The 19,327-nt window shown below is 66.5% G+C and carries 18 protein-coding genes, 1 tRNA gene, 1 pseudogene and 1 other annotated feature; of the genes and pseudogenes, 15 read left to right on the top strand and 5 right to left on the bottom strand.

The genetic code is table 11. From position 1 onward, the window contains the following. The 9 genes from ACG04Q_RS10845 to ACG04Q_RS10885 all read left to right on the top strand — a co-directional run bounded on the left by ACG04Q_RS10845 (window position 1) and on the right by ACG04Q_RS10885 (window position 6,231). Window positions 1-456, top strand: a complete 456-nt coding sequence (locus ACG04Q_RS10845) for a hypothetical protein (RefSeq protein ID WP_394510939.1) — start codon at window positions 1-3, stop codon at window positions 454-456. Further along, window positions 453-2,027 carry a cbb3-type cytochrome c oxidase subunit I gene (locus ACG04Q_RS10850; protein ID WP_394510940.1) on the top strand — a complete coding sequence of 525 codons (1,575 nt, stop codon included), beginning with the start codon at window positions 453-455 and terminating at the stop codon, window positions 2,025-2,027. The genes ACG04Q_RS10845 and ACG04Q_RS10850 overlap by 4 nt, the downstream gene beginning before the upstream one ends. Before the next feature lie 10 nt (window positions 2,028-2,037). Beyond that, window positions 2,038-2,649: a cbb3-type cytochrome c oxidase subunit II gene (locus tag ACG04Q_RS10855; RefSeq protein WP_394510941.1), complete on the top strand. Its 612-nt coding sequence runs from the start codon at window positions 2,038-2,040 to the stop codon at window positions 2,647-2,649. A gap of 15 nt (window positions 2,650-2,664) precedes the next feature. After that, the gene (locus tag ACG04Q_RS10860; RefSeq protein ID WP_394510942.1) at window positions 2,665-3,261 is read left to right on the top strand and encodes a c-type cytochrome; all 597 of its coding nucleotides are present in this window, start codon (window positions 2,665-2,667) and stop codon (window positions 3,259-3,261) included. A 35-nt stretch (window positions 3,262-3,296) separates the two neighbouring features. Continuing rightward, window positions 3,297-3,443 carry a hypothetical protein gene (locus tag ACG04Q_RS10865; protein WP_394510943.1) on the top strand — a complete coding sequence of 49 codons (147 nt, stop codon included), beginning with the start codon at window positions 3,297-3,299 and terminating at the stop codon, window positions 3,441-3,443. Between the two features lies 1 nt (window position 3,444). Further along, window positions 3,445-3,891, top strand: coding sequence for a group III truncated hemoglobin (locus ACG04Q_RS10870; protein WP_394510944.1), 447 nt, complete (start codon window positions 3,445-3,447; stop codon window positions 3,889-3,891). Window positions 3,892-3,903: 12 nt separating this feature from the next. Then, window positions 3,904-4,530, top strand: coding sequence for an SCO family protein (locus ACG04Q_RS10875; protein ID WP_394510945.1), 627 nt, complete (start codon window positions 3,904-3,906; stop codon window positions 4,528-4,530). Next, window positions 4,527-5,084 (top strand): hypothetical protein, encoded by a 558-nt coding sequence (locus ACG04Q_RS10880; RefSeq protein ID WP_394510946.1) that lies wholly within the window; start codon window positions 4,527-4,529, stop codon window positions 5,082-5,084. Before ACG04Q_RS10875 ends, ACG04Q_RS10880 begins: the two co-directional genes overlap by 4 nt. A 463-nt stretch (window positions 5,085-5,547) precedes the next feature. Continuing rightward, a complete protein-coding gene (locus tag ACG04Q_RS10885) occupies window positions 5,548-6,231 on the top strand; it encodes a PEP-CTERM sorting domain-containing protein (protein WP_394510947.1) in 684 nt (227 codons plus the stop codon). A 181-nt stretch (window positions 6,232-6,412) separates the two neighbouring features. On the opposite strand, the pseudogene ACG04Q_RS10890 reads toward ACG04Q_RS10885, so the two are convergent. The 3 genes and pseudogenes from ACG04Q_RS10890 to ACG04Q_RS10900 all read right to left on the bottom strand — a co-directional run bounded on the left by ACG04Q_RS10890 (window position 6,413) and on the right by ACG04Q_RS10900 (window position 8,826). Then, window positions 6,413-7,638: pseudogene (locus ACG04Q_RS10890) on the bottom strand (IS3 family transposase). Beyond that, window positions 7,244-7,360, bottom strand: a sequence feature (AL1L pseudoknot). (Overlaps the previous pseudogene by 117 nt.) 244 nt (window positions 7,639-7,882) lie before the next feature. Further along, a tRNA-Ser gene (locus ACG04Q_RS10895) sits at window positions 7,883-7,972 on the bottom strand. A 29-nt stretch (window positions 7,973-8,001) separates the two neighbouring features. Further along, window positions 8,002-8,826 carry a symmetrical bis(5'-nucleosyl)-tetraphosphatase gene (locus tag ACG04Q_RS10900; protein ID WP_394510948.1) on the bottom strand — a complete coding sequence of 275 codons (825 nt, stop codon included), beginning with the start codon at window positions 8,824-8,826 and terminating at the stop codon, window positions 8,002-8,004. Window positions 8,827-8,999: 173 nt separating this feature from the next. On the opposite strand from ACG04Q_RS10900, the gene ACG04Q_RS10905 reads away from it, so the two are divergent. The 5 genes from ACG04Q_RS10905 to ACG04Q_RS10925 all read left to right on the top strand — a co-directional run bounded on the left by ACG04Q_RS10905 (window position 9,000) and on the right by ACG04Q_RS10925 (window position 14,281). Then, window positions 9,000-9,965: a PEP-CTERM sorting domain-containing protein gene (locus tag ACG04Q_RS10905; RefSeq protein ID WP_394510949.1), complete on the top strand. Its 966-nt coding sequence runs from the start codon at window positions 9,000-9,002 to the stop codon at window positions 9,963-9,965. Between the two features lie 69 nt (window positions 9,966-10,034). Beyond that, complete coding sequence (locus ACG04Q_RS10910; RefSeq protein ID WP_394510950.1) at window positions 10,035-11,231, top strand: glycosyltransferase; 1,197 nt, start codon at window positions 10,035-10,037, stop codon at window positions 11,229-11,231. A 103-nt stretch (window positions 11,232-11,334) separates the two neighbouring features. Continuing rightward, the gene (locus ACG04Q_RS10915; protein ID WP_394510951.1) at window positions 11,335-12,639 is read left to right on the top strand and encodes a hemolysin family protein; all 1,305 of its coding nucleotides are present in this window, start codon (window positions 11,335-11,337) and stop codon (window positions 12,637-12,639) included. Further along, window positions 12,636-13,370, top strand: a complete 735-nt coding sequence (locus tag ACG04Q_RS10920) for a SapC family protein (protein ID WP_394510952.1) — start codon at window positions 12,636-12,638, stop codon at window positions 13,368-13,370. Before ACG04Q_RS10915 ends, ACG04Q_RS10920 begins: the two co-directional genes overlap by 4 nt. 224 nt (window positions 13,371-13,594) lie before the next feature. After that, window positions 13,595-14,281, top strand: a complete 687-nt coding sequence (locus ACG04Q_RS10925; RefSeq protein WP_394510953.1) for an N-acyl amino acid synthase FeeM domain-containing protein — start codon at window positions 13,595-13,597, stop codon at window positions 14,279-14,281. A gap of 90 nt (window positions 14,282-14,371) precedes the next feature. Here the strand turns inward: ACG04Q_RS10925 and ACG04Q_RS10930 are convergent, their stop codons facing one another. Then, entirely contained in the window at window positions 14,372-17,086 is a 2,715-nt protein-coding gene (locus ACG04Q_RS10930; RefSeq protein ID WP_394510954.1) for a TonB-dependent receptor, read from the bottom strand. 481 nt (window positions 17,087-17,567) lie between these two features. Next, window positions 17,568-18,284 carry an IclR family transcriptional regulator gene (locus ACG04Q_RS10935; protein ID WP_394510955.1) on the bottom strand — a complete coding sequence of 239 codons (717 nt, stop codon included), beginning with the start codon at window positions 18,282-18,284 and terminating at the stop codon, window positions 17,568-17,570. Between the two features lie 68 nt (window positions 18,285-18,352). Between ACG04Q_RS10935 and ACG04Q_RS10940 the strand changes: the two genes are divergently transcribed. Beyond that, complete coding sequence (locus ACG04Q_RS10940) at window positions 18,353-19,324, top strand: MBL fold metallo-hydrolase (protein ID WP_394510956.1); 972 nt, start codon at window positions 18,353-18,355, stop codon at window positions 19,322-19,324. The last annotated feature ends 3 nt before the right edge of the window (window positions 19,325-19,327 follow it).

A 19,327-nucleotide genomic window follows, 5' to 3' on the forward strand; every position in this document is an offset into this window, starting at 1 on the left:
ATGAGGGCCACATCTTCTTTCTCATTCGCCGCAGTGCTGCCCTGGCTGTTGATCTGCATGTTGGCCGGCATTTCCTTCTTCGCTCAACCGGTGAAGTTCCTGACGCCTGGGTTGACCTCCGCGCAACTGGTGTCAGTCGGCTCCACGATCTTCCATGGGTCGCACGGGATGCAATGGGTCGCCTTTGCCGTGTTGGCAGTCGTCGTGGTGCCGACCAAGGCCGATGGGCGTGCGGCCTGGTGCTGCCTGCTGATGGCCTGCGGCTTCCTGGCCGTGCAGCAGCGGGTGCTCATGCCGGCACTGGACCTGCGGCTTGCGCTGCTGACTGAAGGTGCCGCCCCGGCTGCTTCGCCGCATCACGCGGTTTATGTGGTTCTCGAATTGTTCAAGCTGGCCGCACTCGTCGTGCTGGCGCGGCAGCGTTCTTCCATTCGGTCTCAAGGAGGGCTCGCATGAGCACTGTTGGCATCTTGTTGTCGGCCTTCGTCCTCTCGGTGGTTGCGTTGCTGGTCTTCATCTGGACGCAGCGCAGCGGCATGTTCGAACGCAGCGCCAAGGGGGCCGAGGTCATCTTCGCGCCGGGCGAGATCGGCAGCGTCGAGGACCCCGCTGCCGGCCGCGTCCCGCCGGCGGTCAACGACGAGCTGGTGCAGCGCGCGCGGGCCGACGCCTCGACGGCGCCACTCGTGTTCTTCTTCTTCACCTGCGCCTTCGCCTGGCTGCTGGTCGCCTCGGCGGCCGGCCTCACTGCCTCGATCAAGCTGCATGAGCCCGACTGGCTGGTGGCCCAGGCCTGGCTGACCTTCGGTCGCATCCGCACCATCCATTTGAACGCGGTGGCCTATGGCTGGGCGCCGATGGCGGGCCTGGGCATCGCCTTGTTCGTCATCCCGCGTCTGCTGAAGACGGAACTCGTGGGCGCCAGGTACGCCTTCCTCGGCGCGGCGCTGTGGAACGCGGCGTTGATTGCCGGGCTGGGGGCCATTGCAGCCGGCTTCAGCGATGGGCTGGAGTGGTTGGAGATTCCCTGGCAGATCGACATCCTGTTTGTCATCGGCGGTGCGCTGGTGGGCGTGCCTCTCGTGCTGACGCTGCTCAACCGCCGGGTGGAGCACCTCTATGTGTCCGTCTGGTACATGGGCTGCGCGCTGTTCTGGTTTCCGGTGCTCTTCCTGGTGGGCAATATTCCGGACCTGCACCGCGGCGTGCAGCAGGCGGCGACGAATTGGTGGTTCGGCCACAACGTGCTCGGCCTGTTCTACACGCCGCTGGCGCTGGCCTCGGTCTACTACTTCCTGCCCAAGGTCGTCGGTCGGCCGGTGCAGAGCTACAACCTGTCGCTGCTGGGCTTCTGGGGGCTGGCCTTCTTCTACGGCCAGGTCGGCGGCCACCACCTGATCGGCGGGCCGGTGCCGGGTTGGCTCATCACGCTGTCCATCGTGCAGAGCATGATGATGATCGTTCCGGTCGTCGCCTTCACGGTCAACCAGCATCAGACGCTGAAGGGCCGCCTCGATGCGCTGCGCACGTCGCCGACGCTGCGCTTCATCGGCTTCGGCGGCCTGATGTACACAGCCAGCTCCGTCCAGGGCAGCTTCGAGGCCCTGCGCAGCGTGAACGTGGTGGCTCATTTCACGCACTTCACCGTGGCGCACGCCCACCTGGGCCTGTACGGCTTCGTGACCATGGTGTTCTTCGGCGCCATCTACTTCATCATGCCGCGCATCAGCGGTCGAGAGTGGCCGTCTCAAGGCCTCATCGCCGCGCACTTCTGGCTGGCGGCGATAGGCATCACGATCTATTTCGTGTCGCTGACCGTGGGCGGCTGGTTGCAGGGCCAGGCAATGCTGGACGAGAGCCGACCCTTCATGGACTCCGTGTCGCTGACGCTGCCCTACCTGAAGGCGCGCAGCATCGGCGGCGCGCTGATGGGACTGGGCCATGTGGTCTTCGCCGTGCATTTCCTGATGCTGCTCGCCGGGTGGTCCGCGGGGCGCAGCGATCCCACATTGCTCAAGACGCTGTAAGGGGACGGCGATGCACAACGAAACCAAACTCATCGCCGGTGGCATGACGATGCTGAGCGTCGCCACCAGCATCCTGGTGGTGGTGCCCTATATGACGGTCCGGGACGTGAAGGCGCCGGAAGGGCTCAAGCCCTACACCAGCACCGAGCTGCGTGGCCGCCAGGTCTACATCGCCAACGGCTGCGTCTACTGCCATTCCCAGCAGCCGCGTGCCAAGAGCTTCGCACCTGACACCGCCCGAGGCTGGGGGCGCGCCAGCGTCGCGGCGGACTATGCCTACGACACGCCGCACCTGCTGGGCACGATGCGTACCGGCCCCGATCTGTTCAACATCGGCGCACGTCAGCCCAGCGACCAGTGGCATCTTGGCCACCTCTACCAGCCACGGGCCTATGTGCAGGGCAGCGTCATGCCGAGCTACCCCTATCTGTTCGACGTCAAGGTCAAGCTCGACAGCGGTGACGTCGAGGTCAAGCTGCCACCCGGTTACGCCCCGCCGGGCAAGTTCGTCGCCGCCAACCGCGATGCGCTGGATCTGGTGGCCTATCTCAAGGCCCTCAACCACAGCTATCCGGTGCTGGAGGCGCCCATGCCCGCAGCCTCGGCCGCCGCCAAGCCTTGATCGACAGGAGCCGACATGACACCCGATCCTCAAATCTCGGCGCAACAGCAGCGCGAAAACCCCGACCCCCATGAGCAGACGCAGCCCGTTCCCTGGCCGCTGATCATGCTGGTGGCGCTGCTGTTTGCGTTCGGCATCGCCTACATCAGCCAAGCGGACATCGAAAGCCCGGCGGCCTGGGGAGATGGCCGACAGGCGGCCGAGCTCAGCGGTAGCAAGGGCAGGGGGGCCGCGAAGGCAGACGGTGCTGCGCTGTTCGCCTCACTGTGCGCGGCCTGCCATCAGGCCAATGGCCAGGGCTTGCCGGGCGTGTTCCCGCCGCTCGCCGGCAGCGAGTGGGTCAGTGGCAAGGACAGCACGGCCTCCGCCATCGTGCTCCACGGCATCACGGGCAATCTGTCGGTGAAGGGCAGCAGCTACAACGGCGCGATGCCTGCGTTCGGTGGCCAGTTGAGTGACGAGCAGGTTGCGGCGGTGCTGACCTATGTGCGCTCCCAATGGGGGAACAGCGCTGCGGCTGTCAGCGCCGAGACCGTGGCGCAAGTGCGCGAGGCGCACAAGGAGCGCACGACCCCCTTCACCGGTGACAAGGATCTGCCACCCCACGATTGATTGGATCGCCCACGGGGCGACATGGAGTTTGACTGATGTATTGCGAATGTATTTATGAAGGCGGCACGCGCTGCGATATCGAGTTTGCTCAGGAGGAAAAGGGTGGCCGGCGCGAGTCCTGGTTCGGCGTGTTTCTGGCCGTCGCGCTGGCCCTGAGTGCCGCGCAGGCCTTTGGAGCCTGACATGGCCAACCTGGATGCGGAACTCCTGGAGGCGGTGGACCGCCCGGCGCTGCGCCGCCTGGTCGGAGCGTTCTATGACGACGTGCAGCAGGACGATCTGCTCGGTCCGGTCTTCGCAGCCGCCATCCCGCCGGCCGCCTGGGATGCGCATCTGGAACGCATGACGGACTTCTGGAGCACCGTGATGCTGGGCACCCGCAGCTTCAGGGGCAATGTATTCCAGAAGCATGTCGCGCTTGCGGAGATCGCCGATGTGAGGCCGGCGCATTTCCTGCGGTGGGTCTCGCTGTGGAACGCCAACACTTCAAAGCTGTTCCCCGGGCCTGTTGCCGACGAGTTGCAGCTCACCGCTCAGGGCATAGGCCGCAACCTGTTCTACGGCTTCTTCCAGCAGTTCGCCCGTTTCATCGTCGTGGACGGCGTCGCCGTCGACTACGAGGCGGTGTAGGCGGGCCGCGCCATGCAGGGTCGCCTGGGGATCACGCTGCTGGCCTGCGCGCTACTGCTGGCCGCCTTCGTGACCGCCGTGGGTCGACTCACTGCAGGGTTCGAGCATTGGACCTTTGAAGGGCTGCGTCGTCAGGCTGCTGCCAACGGCGAGATGCATTTCCCGGCGATGGAACTCATCGACTCGTCCGGCCGACCGCTGCGTTTTCAAGCCGGTGGCAATGGACAGGTGATGCTGGTGGACTTCATCTACACGAGCTGTGAGTCGGTCTGCCAGTCACTCGGCGTGGAGTTATTTCAGGCGCAGCAGCAGATTCAGCAGGATGCATCGGGTGTTCGCCTGTTGTCCGTGTCCGTCGACCCGTTGCGAGACACGCCGCCAGCATTGACCGCCTACGGCAAGCGTCACCGGGCGGACGAGCGGCTGTGGACCCTCGCCGCACCAGGAACCGCAGACGATGGGCAGCAGGCGCGTCGAAAACTGGGTGTGATCGCCGTGGCCGATGGTTCCGGCGGGTTTGCTCACAACGGCGCATTGCACGTCGTCGATCGCAGCGGCCGGCTGGCTGGCATCTTCGACACCACCGAGTGGCAGCGCGCGCTGGCACTGGCGAAGCAGCTTGACGAGGCGCGGCCATGAAGAGGTCTGGCGGTCTCGGTTTGTTGCTGCTGCTCGTACTCCTTTGCCTGCCCGAAGTGCGTGCCTGGATGGAGAGCCGAATGAGCCTGCATATGGCCTTGGAGCTGCCGCTGCTCTTCTTCGCCGGTTGGCTGATTGGCAGCGTTGCTCCCCGCCGCTGGCCATTTCTGGCGCGTGTCGATGCCAGTGGACTGTTCTCAGCGACCACGGCCTCCTGCATATTGGCGCTGTGGATGGTGCCTGCCGCGTTGGATATGGCGGTGCTGGATCCTGCTGCCGCACTGCTGAAGTACGGGATGTGGGTGTTGGCAGGGGGCGTGCTCCAAACGGCACGCTCTCGCTTCACGCCCGTCATCGCTGCCTTTTTCTTGGCAAACGCGGGCTGGATGACCGCATCGGCAGGGTTGCTCTACCTGGATGCTGAGCAGCAGCTGTGTGTCAACTACCTCGTCGACGACCAACGAACGACCGGGTTCGCGCTGATCGCCTGGGGCATGGCGCTCGGCGCGTGGGCCTTGAACGCGCTGCGTCCACTTGTTGTCGACACGCGGTGAGCCTCAAGTCTCGAAGACAGGTGCCCGCTCCGACGCGTTGACTTGAATATCGGCAAGGCGGCAGCGCGGTAAAGGAACCAGCACCGATAGCAGCGATCGGCGTATGCGCCTGCCGATGCCCGCCCGCGGGCCAACGCGCGGGCGCAATTGGAACTCAATGGTTCCAATGGGCGATGTCAGCGCCAGCCGGGTCCTGCAAAGTACGTGCAGCCAAGGCGCTCGCAACGGGCGCCCGGCAAGCTGACAGCGTCGCGTGGCGCGCTGTCACCAGTGAACGCAAGACATGGGTAAAAAGATGCATAGGTCAAGAATCTTTAAAGGTCTGCTGGTCGCCGGATGCGCCGCGGCCAGTCTGGGTGTCCACGCTGTGCCTGTTCCTGGCGTCTGGGTTGACGCCAAGCCTGGCGGCAACGGGAGCCTGACTCAGGGTGGAGGTGACTGGTACCGAAGCGCAACCATCGACTTGCTGGACAAGTACGGCAACCAGGCGACGTCCTTCGGCAGCCTGGCGGACGGCTCCTTGCATTCGATGTCCTTCTCCACCCCCAACCAACCTGCGAGCTGCAATTGGAAGTTGGGGACAGGCCCTTGCAATCCATCCGCAGCCACCTCCAGCGTGACCTTCCGAGACAAGCTTGTCTTCGACGGCAGCAAACTCAAGGAGCCAGGCGTCATCAAATGGAAGTTCACCATCGACGGCAGCGAAGACGACGGCCCCGGGGGCTATAGCCGAAGCAATGCCTGGGCGCAGTTTGGAGCGTCGATCGGGTTGACCGCATCGAACCTCAATTGGCACTACGTGCAAAACGGCGACACCATTGCAGGCGAGATCATGATGCCGGGCGGGCCGGAGTCCACGCTCGAACTGTGGGTGACGGCCGGCCTCGCGACCTATGCCTATCACGGCGGTTCAGCGGACTACTCGCACACTGCCCGCTTCAGTTGGGACCTTCCGGCCGGCCTGACCTACTGGAGCCAATCCGGTGTGTTCATGGCCGACCATCCCCCGGTCCCCAGCGTCCCCGAGCCATCCAGCCTCGCACTCGTCTCAGCCGGCCTTCTCGCCATTTGCTTTCGAGTTCGTCGAACGAAGCAGGTTCAACGGCCTGAGCGGAACGCCACCGTAGCCCACGTTGCCCGTCGCTGACAAGCGCCGAACGCACACAGGCCGGTATGAAGCGGGCAGCGCATCCTGTTGGGACTCTTCAATTTCGGCATCGTCCAGGAAGTACGCCGGCGGGCTGGACGCTGCAGTCTGGCCAGGGCGCTGGCGAAGCGACGAGGCGTTCTGAACCGCCCCGGGTTCTGCGGAGGCCCGTTGGTTTAAGTCAGACGGTCGCGGCCTGACCAGCGCGTTGTCGATGGTAGTTGGCCTCGAACTCGGCCGGCGGGATGTAGCCCAGCGGCTCCATCAATCGATGGTGGTTGAACCAAGCCACCCATTCCAGCGTTGCCAGCTCCACCGCCTGCTTGGTCTTCCACGGCCGGCGCCGGTGGATCACCTCGGCCTTGTAGAGCCCGTTGATGGTCTCGGCCAGGGCGTTGTCGTAGCTGTCGCCCTTCGAGCCCACTGACGGTTCGATGCCGGCTTCGGCCAGCCGCTCGCTGTAGCGAATGGACAGGTATTGCGAACCCCTGTCGGAGTGGTGCGTCAGGCTGCCGTCGTCGGACGGCTTGCGGTCATACAGCGCCTGCTCCAGCGCGTCGAGCACGAACTCGGTGTGCATCGAACTGCTCTGGCGCTAGCCCACGATGCGCCGACTGAACACGTCCACCACGAACGCCACGTAGACCCAGCCCTGCCAAGTCGAGACGTAGGTGAAGTCTGAGACCCAGAGCTGGTTGGGCTGCTCGGCGCGGAGCTGCCGGTTGACCCGGTCCAGCGGGCATGGCGCCTTGGGGTCGGGGACGGTGGTGCGCACCGCCTTGCCTCGGCGCACACCCTGCAGGCCTTGCTGACGCATCAATCGCTCGACAGTGCAGCGCGCCACCGCCACACCCTCGCGGTTGAGCTGACGCCAGACCTTGTCAGCCCCGTACACCTGGAAGTTGGCTTGCCACACGCGTTGTACCTGGGGCGCCAGGCTCGCATCGCGCTGCGCGCGACGCGAGCACAGCACCGGGCTGCGCTGACGAGCAGCATGGCGCCAATACGCTGACGGGGCGATCTGCAGAACGCGACAGATCGACTCGACCCCGAACTGCTGGCGATTCCGGTCGACGAAGGCCTTCAGGACTTGATGCGGCGGTCGAGCTCCGCCTGGGCGAAAAACGCGCTGGCCAGCTTCAGGATCTCGTTGGCCTTGCGCAGTTCGCGCACCTCGCGTTCGAGTTCCTTCACGCGCTGCGCCTCGTTGGTCGTCACGCCCTCGCGCACGCCGGCATCGACCTCTGCGCGCTTGACCCACTCGTTCAGCGTCTGCGGCACGCAGCCAAACTTGGGCGCGATGGACTCGATGGCCGCCCACAGCGACGGGTACTCCCCTCGGTGCTCCTGCACCATCCTCACCGCGCGCTCACGCACCTCGGGCGAGAACTTGTTCGACTTGCTCATGGCTCAATCCTCTCAGAGTGTTGAGCCTCCTCGAAACCCGGGGCGGTTCAGTTTGATCAAAGCGAGGTTGAGTTGATCCCTTGAGGGCGATCGGCTGTAGGAAAGTTGCGCAAGTACAAAAGAAAACAGCCCCTGACGGGGCTGTTGAACTTAAGACTTGCACCTGCGAAATGAACTTAAGACTTGCACCTGGTGCAAGTCATCGCTTCAAGTCGCACTCAGCATTTCCACGCCTCAAGCGGGGTGGCGGAAGCGGTGAGATTCGAACTCACGGAAGGCTCACACCTTCGACGGTTTTCAAGACCGTTGGATTAAACCACTCTCCCACGCTTCCGGAGGGAGTCGCATTCTAAGGGTGCCGGCTCAGCCGCCAGGCTTTTGCGCTTGTTCGCAGTCGACCTGGATGATTTCCCGCGATGTGCCGTCGATGCGCGCCGCCGTCAGCCGGCCGCCCCAGATGCAGCCCGTGTCCAGTCCCAGCAGCGTCGGCCGGTCCAGCAGACCCAGCGTGGACCAGTGGCCGAAGGCGATGGGTGTGTCGGCGGTGCGCCGGCCGGGCACGTCGAACCACGGCTGGTAGCCCACGGGCGCGGCACCGGTGCCGTCCTTGGTCTTCAGGTCCATGTGGCCGTCGGCCGTGCAGAAGCGCAGCCGCGTCAGCGCGTTGACGGTGACTCGCAGCCGGTCCGTGCCGGTCAGGGCGGGGTCCCAGCGGGCGGGCTCGTTGCCGTACATGGCATGCAGGAAGTCGGGCAGGGCCGGGCCGCGTAGCACCGCCTCGACCTCGGCGGCGGCGGCCAGCGTGTCGTCGCGGCTCCACTGCGGCACAACGCCAGCGTGCACCATCAGCCAGCCAGCCTCGTACACGGCCAGTCGCTGCTGGCGCAGCCACGCCAGCAGCGCGTCGCGGTCGGGCGCCTCCAGCAATGCGGTCAGCGTGTCGCTGCGGTGCGCGGGCCGCACGCCATGCGCCACGGCGAGCAAGTGCAGGTCGTGGTTGCCCAGCAGGCAGGTGGCGGCAGCCTCCAGCGCCTGCAACCGGCGCAGCGTGGCCAGCGACTGCGGGCCGCGGTTGACGAGGTCGCCCAGCAACCACAGCCGGTCCCTCGACGGGGAGAAGTCGATGCGGGTCAGCAGGCGCTCCAGCGCATCGCAGCAACCCTGCACGTCGCCGATGAGGTAGTTCATCCCGTCATGCTAAACGGACTAGGGATGTCGGAATTCCTGACATGGGCGCGAAAAAATTCCGCAAGTGATCGCCAAGTGCTTGTGCCGTCAAAGAAATTAATAGTGGCTCGAAATTTGCAGAAGAGGCCCGCCCCAGGCTGGTGCCTGGACCCGTTTCATCTTGGAGACCTCCCATGTACAACGACAACCTTGCCCCGCGCGCGAAGCTGCTGAGCCTGCTGGTCGCCGCGGCCTGTGCCGGCGTGGCACTGCCCGCCGCTGCCGATCCTTCCATTTCGCTGACCGCCGTCTACGCGCTGAATGGCGCGCCTGAGGTCGATGCGATGGCGGAGGACGGTTTCTCCCCGCCGAGCACCGGCGGCGACTACCTGAACACCAAGAGTGCCGCCGGCTCCAGCGTCTTCTTCCACACCTACGGCTTCACGAGCAGCCCGACCTACTTCGGCGCGCGCGCTTCCGGCGAAGGCCTGGACTTCTACGCGAAGACCAGCGCCCTCTACAGCGGCACATACACGAACACGTCGGGCAGTGCCGTCGCGCTGAACTTCAGCTTCAACCTGGACGGCGGTGAGGTGGGGCTGTGGGGCACGGGCAATGGCTCGGCCAACCTGCGCCTGCAGATCCGTCGCAACGGCAGCGTCGTCAGCCAGGGCGATACGCTGATCACGCAGGTTGGCGCCACGGTCAACTGCTCCGAGAGCGACATCGGTGCGCTGGGTGCCTGGGCCTCCTGCGCCGCGGCCGATTCCAATTCGGTCTGGGGTTCGGGCGGCGCCTACTCGGTGGACATGGGGCTGGTGGCGGCCGGTGAGACCATCACCATCGACTACGACATCATCTCGACGGTCAGCGGCCAGTACATCGACGGCGCCCAGAGCTCCGGCAGCTGCAACAACTACGGCGGCTACGCCCTGGTTGCCGAAGAGGGGGTTGAGCAGCCCTATGTGCCGTGCGTGAACTTCAACGGTATCTCCCGCTCGGGCGACCCGTTCAACGGCAACGAGCCGTCCGTCAGCGCCGACTTCCTGCTGACCGCCGAGGCGGTGGCCCTGCCCGAGCCGGGCAGCCTGGCCCTGCTGGCGGCGGCCGGCGGCGGCCTGCTGGTGAGCCGACGCCGGCGCGGCGGCTCCGCCCGCTGACGGCGCCAGCGCCACTTGCAAGCGGCACCTGCGGGTGCCGCTTGTCTTTCAACCCTAGACTCGCGCGCCATGGCTCGCTACGCATTCATCTGGGAACTCGGCGGCGCCTATGGGCACTTGGGACGCATGATCCCGGTGGCCCGGGCGCTGCAGCAGCGCGGCCACGAGGTCGTGTTCATCATCCGCGAGCTGGTGGAGGCGGAGCGGCTGCTGGGGCCGCACGGCTTCAAGTGGTACCAGGCGCCGCTGTGGGTGGGGCGCGTCATGAACCTGCCGGACCCACTCAGCCTGCCAGAGCTGCTGATGGGGGTGGGCTTCCTGGACCCGCCGGCGCTGCTGGGCATGTGCCGCGCCTGGCGCAACCTGCTGGCCGCACTGCAGGTGGATGCGCTGCTGTTCGACTACGCGCCCACGGCTGTGCTGGCCAGCCGCGGGCTGGGCCTGCCGGGCATCAACCTGGCCAACGGGTTCCAGGTGCCGCCGGCGACTCGCCCGCTGCCGCCGCTGCGCTGGTGGCAGAAGCCGCCGCCGCCGGCGCGGCTGCTGGATTCGGAGCAGCAGGTGCTCAGCGTGGCCAACCAGGTGCTGTACGAGCTGGGAGCGCCGCCCGTCGAGGGGGTGCTGGACATCCTGTCCGGCGGCGCCGACGTGTTTGCCACCTTCGCCGCGCTGGATCACTATCCCGGCCGCGTGGGCGGCCATTTCGTCGGCCCCATCTACGCGCTCGGCCGCGGTGAGGCGGTGCATTGGCCGCCGAAGGGCGCGCTCAAGGTGTTCGCCTACCTGAAGCCGGACTACGGCGGCCTGGATGCGCTGCTGGCGGTGCTGGCCGGGCTGGACGCCCGCGTGCTGGTGCACATCCCCGGCGTGGCCAAGCGCACCGTCGAGAAGTTCTCCAGCGACCACCTCTGGATCTCGCGCCAGCCGCTGGACATCGAGCAGGCGCGCCACGGTTGCGACGTTGCCGTGCTGCACGCCGGCGTCAGCACCGTCTGCGCGATGTTGCTGGCCGGCAAGCCGCTGCTGCTGTTCCCGCAGCAGTTGGAGCAGACGATGTTTGCCCGCGGTGTCGAGGCGCTGGGGGCGGCGGTGGTCATCCCCGAGGCGGCGGCAGGGCAGTTCCCGCGCCTGGTCAAGCGGGCGCTGGCCGATGCGACGTTGCAGGCCGCCGCGCAGGCCTTTGCGGCCAGCCACGCCGGTTTCGACCAGGTCGACGCCATCCGCGCGGTGGCCGACCGCTGCGAGGCCCTGCTGGTGCCGGTGTGAGGCTCCCCGGGAATGTTCGCTGGGCGCTGTCATGGGCATCTGCTAGTCTCCCGGGCTTCGTTTTGACCCCGCGCCGCCTCGGGTCTACCGGCAGGCGCTTTCGATGGACACCGCTCTCGTTCTCTTCCTGATTCTTCTCAACGGCCTGTTCGCCATGTCGGAAATGGCGCTGACCGCCAGCCGCAAGGCCCGGCTGCAAGTCATGGTGGAGAGCGGCGAGGGCGGGGCGCAGGCCGCGATGGACCTGCACGAGAACCCGACCAAGTTCCTGTCGACGGTGCAGATCGGCATCACCGGCATCGGCGTGCTGAACGGCATCGTCGGCGACGCGGCCTTCTCCGGTCCGCTGTCGCACTGGCTGTCCGACACCTTCCGGCTGAACCCCGAGGCCACGCAGATCGGTGCGACGGCGCTGGTGGTGGTCATCATCACGCTGCTGACCATCGTGTTCGGCGAGCTGGTGCCCAAGCGCATCGGCCAGATCTACCCCGAGACGGTGGCCCGCCTGGTGGCGCCGCCGATGAACGTCATCTCGACGGCTACGCGGCCGCTGGTGAAGCTGCTGAGCTTCGCCACCGAGTTCACGCTGGGCCTGCTGGGCCTGCGCAACAAGGGCCAGCGCGGTGTGACCGAAGAAGAGATCGCCGCCAGCCTGGAGGAAGGCCTGGACGCCGGCGTCATCGAGGAGCATGAGCACCAGATGGTGCGCAACGTCTTCCGCCTGGACGAGCGCCAGATCGGCTCCATGATGATCCCGCGCGCCGAGATCGCCTGGCTGGACGTCGACGCGACGCCGGCGGAGGTGCTGGCCGTGCTGCGTGAGCATGGCTTCAGCCGTTACCCCGTCTGCCGTGGCGACCTGAGCGAGGTGCTGGGGGTGGCCAACGCACCGGCGCTGCTGGCCGGCATGCTGGAAGGCCTGCCGCTGGACCTGACGGCGGGCCTGGAGCCGCCGCTGTTCGTGCCCGAGACGCTGTCGGGCATGGAGTTGCTGGAACATTTCCGCGTCTCGGACGCGCCGCTGGTCTTCGTCGTCGATGAGTACGGCGAGGTCCAGGGCGTCATTGCCGTGCGCGACGTGCTGGAAGCCATTGCCGGGGAGTTCAACGCCCCCAGCGACGGCGACGCCTGGGCGGTGCAGCGCGAGGACGGGAGCTGGCTGATCGACGGCCTGATCCCGGTCCCCGAGCTGAAGGACCGCCTGGAGCTCAAGGAACTGCCCGAAGAGGACCGTGGGCGCTACAACACCCTGGCCGGCATGATCATGCTGCTGCTGGGGCGCTTGCCGCGCACGACCGATGTCGTGGAGTGGGACGCGTGGAGATTCGAGGTCGTGGACCTCGACGGCAAACGTGTGGACAAAGTGCTGGTCAGTCGTCTGGCCGAGGAAACTGGAGAAAGAACATGAGCAACCCCCCGATGTACGGCGAACTCGCGCCGCTGGACCGCGAAGCCCACAAGAACCTGAAGCTGGACACGGCCAAGGCCGTCGTCGGCCAGGTGGCCGACCAGAACTCGGTGTTCCTGGCGGCCGTCGAGTTCGGCGACGCCTGCAAGGAATTCCCCATCGTCTTCGTGCGCGCGGGTGAACCCGGCGCCGACGGCAAGCCGCCCGTGGCCCCGCTGGCCGTGCTGGGCCTGAAGGCCGGCTCCAACCTGTTCATCGACGGCGACAAGTGGACCGCCAACTACGTGCCGGCCTACGTGCGCCGCTACCCGTTCGCGATGGCGCGCCTGGACGGCAACGCCAACAACCTGGCCGTCTGCTACGACAGCAAGTGGGCCGGCTTCAACGAAACCACCGGCGAGGCGCTGTTCAGCAACGGCGAACCCACCGAGTTCCTGCTGAACGCCCGCAGCTTCCTGGAGAACTTTGAGCAGGAAGCCGAGCGCACCCGCCTGATCTGCAACCTGCTGGTCGAGCTGGACCTGCTGCAGGACATGCGCTTCGAGGCCACGCTGCCCAGCGGCGAGAAGATCGACGTCGAAGGCTTCCTGGCGCTGGACGAGAAGAAGTACGGCGAGCTGGCCGACGACAAGGTGCTGCAGCTGCACCGCAACGGCCTGATCGGCCTGATCGAGATGCACCGCCTGTCCATGACCAACATGAACCGCCTGGCGGCCCGCTACGCAGCCTGAGCGCTGCGCTGCAGCGCCCCGACACGAGGCCACGCATCGCGTGGCCTTTTTTTCGTCGTTTGCCTGCATCGCTGCGGCGCAACATCGTCCCCGGTTTGTGGGGCGTACAAACCCGATTTGCCCGGGAAAGCACATGTATCCGTCTGTGTCCGCTCGGGAAAAGTCACATTTCTCTCCCTAGACTCTGCCGCCTCGGTGCACGTCGGGTGCGCCAGGACGCAGTCATGATCCCATTCTTCAAAGAAAGCCAGCGCGCGCCGCTGAACCCGTTCGGAGGGCCGCCGCTGGAGCTCAACAGCGACTTCGGCGCGCTAGAGGGCGACGCGCTGGGCCTCGTGGAGCGCCGCTATGGCGACCGCGGGCTCGCTGTCACGCGCGAGCGTTTCAGCAGCCGCAACGAGGACGGCGACGTGGTCTGCACGGCGCGCGACGGCGAGAAGATCGTCGGCACGCTGACGGTGCGCTTCGACGGTGTCGGCGGCCTCAAGGCTGACCTGCTGTTCGAGGAGGAGCTGTCCGAGTGGCGGGCCGCCGGCATCAAGCTGTGCGAGTTCGGCAGCCTGGCAGTGGACAAGCATTCCCACGATCCCAAGCGCGTGCTGGCGCAGGTCTTCCACCTGGGCTACCTGCATGCGCACCGGCGCGCGCGCTGCGAGCGGCTGATCATTGAGGTCAACCCGCGTCATGTGGCCTTCTACCGCCGCTGGCTGGGCCTGCTGCCGTACACGGCGGCCCGCCACAACCCGCGCGTGAACGCGCCGGCCGTGCTGATGAGCATCGACTTCGCCACCGTGCGCGAGCAGGTGGCGCTGTGGGGCGGTCGGCCGGAGCTGGTGGCCCAGGCGCGCTGCCTGTACCCGCTGGCCTGGGACGAGGCCACCGAGGCCGCGATGCTGGCCAAGATCAGCTGACGACCCGGTCGGGTCATCTCGCGGCGGCACAGTCCGCATGAAAAAAAGGGGCCCCGAGGGGCCCCTTCGCATGCCTGGCGCTCCTCGCGCTCAGAAGTCGTACGACGCGCGCACGTAGTAGGCGCGGCCGATCGCGCTGGCGTAGCGCGGGTCGTAGCCGGCCTGGAAGACCTGCGTCTGGTAGCTCAGCGGCGGGTCGCGGTCGGTCAGGTTGTGCACGCCCAGCGTCAGCGTGGCGCCCTTCATCGGCTTCCAGGAACCGAACACATCCAGCGTCGCGTAGTTGGCGACGTTGTTGGGGCCGTAGTCCTTCGTCAGCACGTCGAAGTAGCCCGACTTGTAGTGCAGCGTGGCGCCGGCTGCGAAATCGTCCTTGCTCCAGTTGCCCGTCAGCGTGTGCTGCCAGCGGAACACCGGGCCCGTGCCCGAGTAGACGTTGACGTTCTGGTTCCAGGGGCCGTTGCGGAAGTCCTGGTATTCGAACTTGGCGACGTAGGTGCTGTTCATGCCGAGCGTGAACGTGCCCACGCCGGTGTTCAGGCGGTAGTTGGCGGTGATGTCGATGCCGTTGGTGTTGGCGCCGCCCAGGTTCTGCTGGCGCACGTCCACATAGCCGCAGTTCGCACCGGGGCACTGGTTGCCGTTGGTGGAGAGCTGATTGCTCGCGTTGCGGTAGAAATACTGGCTGAAGAGCGCGTAGTTTTCCGGCTTGAACAGCGAGTCGTCGCCGATGACGCCGATCTGGTTCTTCAGTCGCACCCACCAGAAGTCCAGGCCGACGCTGAGGTTGGGCATGGGCTGCACCATCAGGCCCAGCGTGGCGTTCTTGCTCTTCTCGGGCTGCAGTTCCAGGTTGCCGCCGTTGAGCACCATGAACTGCGCCTTGCAGACGGCCGGGCTGCCCGTGCCGGTGGGGCACAGCAGCGGGTCGTTGACGGTGCCGGAGTTGGTGTAGGTCTGCGCGGCGTTCAACTCGTACAGCGATGGCGCGCGGAAGCCGGTCGAGTAGGAGCCGCGCACCAGCACCTCCTTGAGGGGCTGGAAGCGGAAGCTGAACTTCGGATTGGTGGTGTTGCCGAAGTCGTTGTACTTGTCGTAGCGAACAGCCGCCGTGACATCCAGCGACTTCAGCAGCGGCACATTCAATTCGCTGTAGACCGCCGACACCTTGCGCGAGCCGGCGCTGTACGTGGCCGGGTCGATACCGGTGGAGTCGACGACGATGGTGGCGTAGTCGGAATTGGCCTGCTGGACGAACTTCTCCTTGCGGAACTCCGTGCCCACGGCCAGCGCGGCCTGGCGGCCGGCCCCGAACCAGTCCCCCACCTCGCGGCTGGCGCGTGCGTCGATGTTGGTGGTGGTGCCCTTGCCGAACAGGATCAGGCCCGCAGCGCCGGCCTTGTCCAGCAGCGCCTGGCCCGCGGCGCTCTGCTCGCCGAAGGGGTTGATCACGCCGGTCAGCACGCCCTCATAGATCAGCGGGCCGTTGGCGTAGCCGCTGATCAGCTTCTCGTCGACCTTGTTCTGGTTGCGGCTGATGCCGACCGCATAGTCCCAGCCGGAGATATTGCCTTCCAGCGACAGCGTCAGGCGTTGCTGCGTGTTGGTGTTGCTGTCGCCACGCTGGCCGTTGGGCATGTCGCGCCAGCGGGCGATGACGTAGCCCGGCTGGATGGTGGCGCCGCCGTCGGTCACGGTCTCGCCGACCAGGCCGTCGGAGTTGTCCGGCTTGACGCCGTTGAAGGCCGGGTCGAGCGCCGCGTTGGTCGGGAAGTAGGGGTTGGGCGTACCGTCCGGCCGCAGGCGGTTCATCGGCAGGAAGCCGAAGGGCACCGGCGCGATCAGCGTCTTCACGTTGCTGCGGGTGACGAAGTACTCCGCGCCCAGCACATGGTCGGCGCCCAGCTTCAGCTCGCCCTTGATCATGCCGGAGACACGCTCGGTCTTCGGGATGTAGTCCACGAAGTTGGACGTCGTCATGTAGCACGAGGTGCCGTCGCCGGCTGGGATGATGAACGTGCCGTTCTTGCAGTCCGGGGCGGCGGGGTTGTACCAGACGTCCGGGTCCTGGTAGTAGTTGCCCGGCGACGGCGAACCGGAGATGCCGCCGTCATAGCGGGTGTTGAACGGGCGCTGGCTGCCGTTGATGCGGTCCTGCTTCTGGAAGTCCACGAAGCCCAGCACGTTGAAGCCCTGGGTCTCCAGGTCGCCGAAGCCGAAGCCCGCGTTGGCGCTCTGCGACTTGCCGCCGGCGTGCTGCGGCACCTCGGCGCCGACGGTCACCGTGCCGCCCTGGTATTCCTTGCGGGTGATGAAGTTGATGACGCCGCCGATGGCGTCCGTGCCGTACAGCGCCGACGCGCCGTCGCGCAGCACCTCGATGCGGTCGATGGCCGCCATCGGGATCATGTTCAGGTCGGGTGCCGAGCCGTCGAACGCGTTGTTCGCGATGCGGCGGCCGTTCAGCAGCACCAGCGTCTTGTTGGCGCCGACGCCGCGCAGGTCGGCGAACGAGGCGCCGCCGGTGGACGAACCCACCGCCTGGCTGGTGCCCAGCGAGGCCTGGCTGGCCGTCAGCGTGCCGAGGATCTGCTCGACCGTGGTCAGGCCCTGCTGCTGAATGTCCTTCATGCGGAACACGGTGACCGGCACGGCGGTCTCGGCGTCCAGGCGCTTGATGGCGGAGCCGGTGATCGTCACGCGCTCCATCTGGGTGGTCGGGGCGTCCGACGGGGTTTGCGCCCAAGCGCTGAAACCGCCAACGGTCATCAGGACCGCGGCGGCGATTCGGGTTTGCTTATGCATTTCTGCTCCAGGAAGTCTTGGCAAGCGGGTGGTTTGCCAAAGGGTTCAGCCAAAAAAGCGGTCCCGGTCGGGGTGCTGGCTGGCTGACAAATTTTCCTGGGCAGTAAAAACCCGATGGGACTAGGGAATGTCCCAGGCGGCGCTGGTAGCGCCTGCGAGCTTTTGGGGTGGCTCGCTAATCCATTGATTAAAAAAGAGTTTTTGGCAGACGCTGCGCAATGTTGCGGTGCGACGGTGATGTGTTTTGCCAAATGGAGAAGCATTTTCACATTGCTTCGCGACACAGCAATGTTTGTAAGTATTTTTGCGCCCATTTGTTATTTTTCCGGTGGGTCGCGGATAATTTGTGCTGGGTGGTTTGATAAATGGCTGACTTGCGGGAATGAAATGACCCGCGCCGGTGGCAATGGATTTGCAAAATTAGTTTGCGCGAGATTGCCAAAAGAATCCTGTCGGCGGCCTTGCGGCGCGGGTGACGCCGTCAGTGGCCCAGGCGCCGCGACAGCTGGCCGGCCGCCTCGCGCAGCGCGGCTGCGAGCGAGCCGTCCAGCGCGGTGTCGAAGCTGGCGCTGGGGCCGATGGCCGTCAGCGCCAGCACCAGCCGGCCGGCCGCGTCGAACACCGGCGCCGCGGCCGCGCTGACGCCAGCCACCACGCCGTCGCGCGACGTCGCCAGGCCGGCCTCGCGCACGGCCGCGGTGGCGGCGTCGTCCGGCAGCGGCTCGCCCAGCATGGCGGCGTCCTCGCGGCGCCAGGTGGCGAACAGCCGGCCCGAGGCCGTGCCGGCCAGGCTCATCACCGTGCCGTGCCGCATGCTGATGTGCACCGGTGTGGGCCCTTCGGCCACGCGCACGATGGTGGGGCCGCGCGTGCCCCACACGGCGATGGCCACCGTGTGGCCCAGCCGCAGCGCCAGCTCCTCGATCACCGGCGTGGCCAGCCGCACGGGGTCGTACTGCTGCAGGCTGATCAGGCCCAGCTGCAGCGCCAGCGGGCCGAGGCCGTACGGGCCGCTGCCGCCGTCCTGCTCCACCAGGCCCAGCTTGATGAAGCTCACCAGGTAGGGGTGGGCCTTGGCGGGCGTCATGCCGGCCTCGCGGGCCAGGTCCTTCAGCGCCATGGGCCGGCCGTGGTGGGCCAGTGCCAGCAGCAGCTGCCCGCCCACCTCGATGCTCTGGATGCCGCGCGGTTCTTTCATGGCAAAAATTCTATATTGCTGAATTCATTTGGAATAGGATAAATTTCAGGCCCGCAGCCGGAGATGCCATGAGCACGACCAAAGCCTTCGCCTCGCAGGCGGACCTGGAAGAGAAGCAGGTCACCTTCGAGCGCCTCTCGGAACACGCCTGGGCCTACACGGCCGAGGGTGACCCCAACACGGGCATCGTCATCGGCCGCGATGCGGCCATGGTCATCGACACCCAGGCCACGCCGGTCATGGCGGCCGATGTGATCCGCCGCATCCGCGAGGTCAGCGCGGTGCCCATCAAGTACGTGCTGCTCAGCCACTACCACGCGGTGCGGGTGCTGGGCGCGTCGGCGTTCAAGGCCGAGGGCCTGGAGCAGGTGATCGCCAGCGATGCGACGCTGGCGCTGATCCAGGAGCGCGGCGAGCAGGACAAGGCCAGCGAGATCGGCCGCTTCCCGCGGCTGTTCCGCAACGTCGAGTCGGTGCCGGCGGGGCTGACCTGGCCGACGCTGACGTTCAGCGGCCGGCTGACGCTGGACCTGGGCGGCGTCAAGGTCGAGATGTTCTCGCCCGGCCGCGGCCACACGGCAGGCGACACGGTGGCCTGGCTGCCGGGCGAGCGGGTTCTGTTCAGCGGCGACCTCGTCGAGTTCGACGCCACGCCGTACTGCGGCGATGCGCACTTTGCCGACTGGCCGGCCACGCTGGACGCCATCGCCACGCTGGACGCCGCCGCGCTGGTGCCCGGTCGCGGCCCGGCGCTGAAGGGCGCGGAGCAGGTGGCCGCGGGGCTGGCCGGCACGCGCGCCTTCGTCAGCGAGCTGTACGCGGCCGTGCAGGCCGGTGTGCAGGCGGGGGAGGCGTTGAAGGCCGTCTACCAGCGCACTCTTGAATCGCTGCGGCCCAAGTACGGGCACTGGGTCATCTTCGACCACTGCATGCCGTTCGACGTGACCCGCGCCTACGACGAGGCCGGCGGCACGGCGCACCCGCGCATCTGGACGGCCGAGCGCGATGTGCAGATGTGGAAGGCCCTCGAAGGCGCCTGACCG

The sequence above is a fragment of the Pelomonas lactea genome, from assembly GCF_043555885.1.
GTDB lineage: Bacteria > Pseudomonadota > Gammaproteobacteria > Burkholderiales > Burkholderiaceae_C > Pelomonas > Pelomonas lactea.

Bases quoted from the DNA above. Each gene is read 5' to 3' on its own strand.
- ACG04Q_RS10845 (WP_394510939.1), top strand. From the start codon at position 1: ATGAGGGCCACATCTTCTTTCTCATTCGCCGCAGTGCTGCCCTGGCTG.
- ACG04Q_RS10850 (WP_394510940.1), top strand. From the start codon at position 453: ATGAGCACTGTTGGCATCTTGTTGTCGGCCTTCGTCCTCTCGGTGGTT.
- ACG04Q_RS10855 (WP_394510941.1), top strand. From the start codon at position 2,038: ATGCACAACGAAACCAAACTCATCGCCGGTGGCATGACGATGCTGAGC.
- ACG04Q_RS10860 (WP_394510942.1), top strand. From the start codon at position 2,665: ATGACACCCGATCCTCAAATCTCGGCGCAACAGCAGCGCGAAAACCCC.
- ACG04Q_RS10865 (WP_394510943.1), top strand. From the start codon at position 3,297: ATGTATTGCGAATGTATTTATGAAGGCGGCACGCGCTGCGATATCGAG.
- ACG04Q_RS10870 (WP_394510944.1), top strand. From the start codon at position 3,445: ATGGCCAACCTGGATGCGGAACTCCTGGAGGCGGTGGACCGCCCGGCG.
- ACG04Q_RS10875 (WP_394510945.1), top strand. From the start codon at position 3,904: ATGCAGGGTCGCCTGGGGATCACGCTGCTGGCCTGCGCGCTACTGCTG.
- ACG04Q_RS10880 (WP_394510946.1), top strand. From the start codon at position 4,527: ATGAAGAGGTCTGGCGGTCTCGGTTTGTTGCTGCTGCTCGTACTCCTT.
- ACG04Q_RS10900 (WP_394510948.1), bottom strand. From the start codon at position 8,826: ATGAACTACCTCATCGGCGACGTGCAGGGTTGCTGCGATGCGCTGGAG.
- ACG04Q_RS10905 (WP_394510949.1), top strand. From the start codon at position 9,000: ATGTACAACGACAACCTTGCCCCGCGCGCGAAGCTGCTGAGCCTGCTG.
- ACG04Q_RS10910 (WP_394510950.1), top strand. From the start codon at position 10,035: ATGGCTCGCTACGCATTCATCTGGGAACTCGGCGGCGCCTATGGGCAC.
- ACG04Q_RS10915 (WP_394510951.1), top strand. From the start codon at position 11,335: ATGGACACCGCTCTCGTTCTCTTCCTGATTCTTCTCAACGGCCTGTTC.
- ACG04Q_RS10920 (WP_394510952.1), top strand. From the start codon at position 12,636: ATGAGCAACCCCCCGATGTACGGCGAACTCGCGCCGCTGGACCGCGAA.
- ACG04Q_RS10925 (WP_394510953.1), top strand. From the start codon at position 13,595: ATGATCCCATTCTTCAAAGAAAGCCAGCGCGCGCCGCTGAACCCGTTC.
- ACG04Q_RS10930 (WP_394510954.1), bottom strand. From the start codon at position 17,086: ATGCATAAGCAAACCCGAATCGCCGCCGCGGTCCTGATGACCGTTGGC.
- ACG04Q_RS10935 (WP_394510955.1), bottom strand. From the start codon at position 18,284: ATGAAAGAACCGCGCGGCATCCAGAGCATCGAGGTGGGCGGGCAGCTG.
- ACG04Q_RS10940 (WP_394510956.1), top strand. From the start codon at position 18,353: ATGAGCACGACCAAAGCCTTCGCCTCGCAGGCGGACCTGGAAGAGAAG.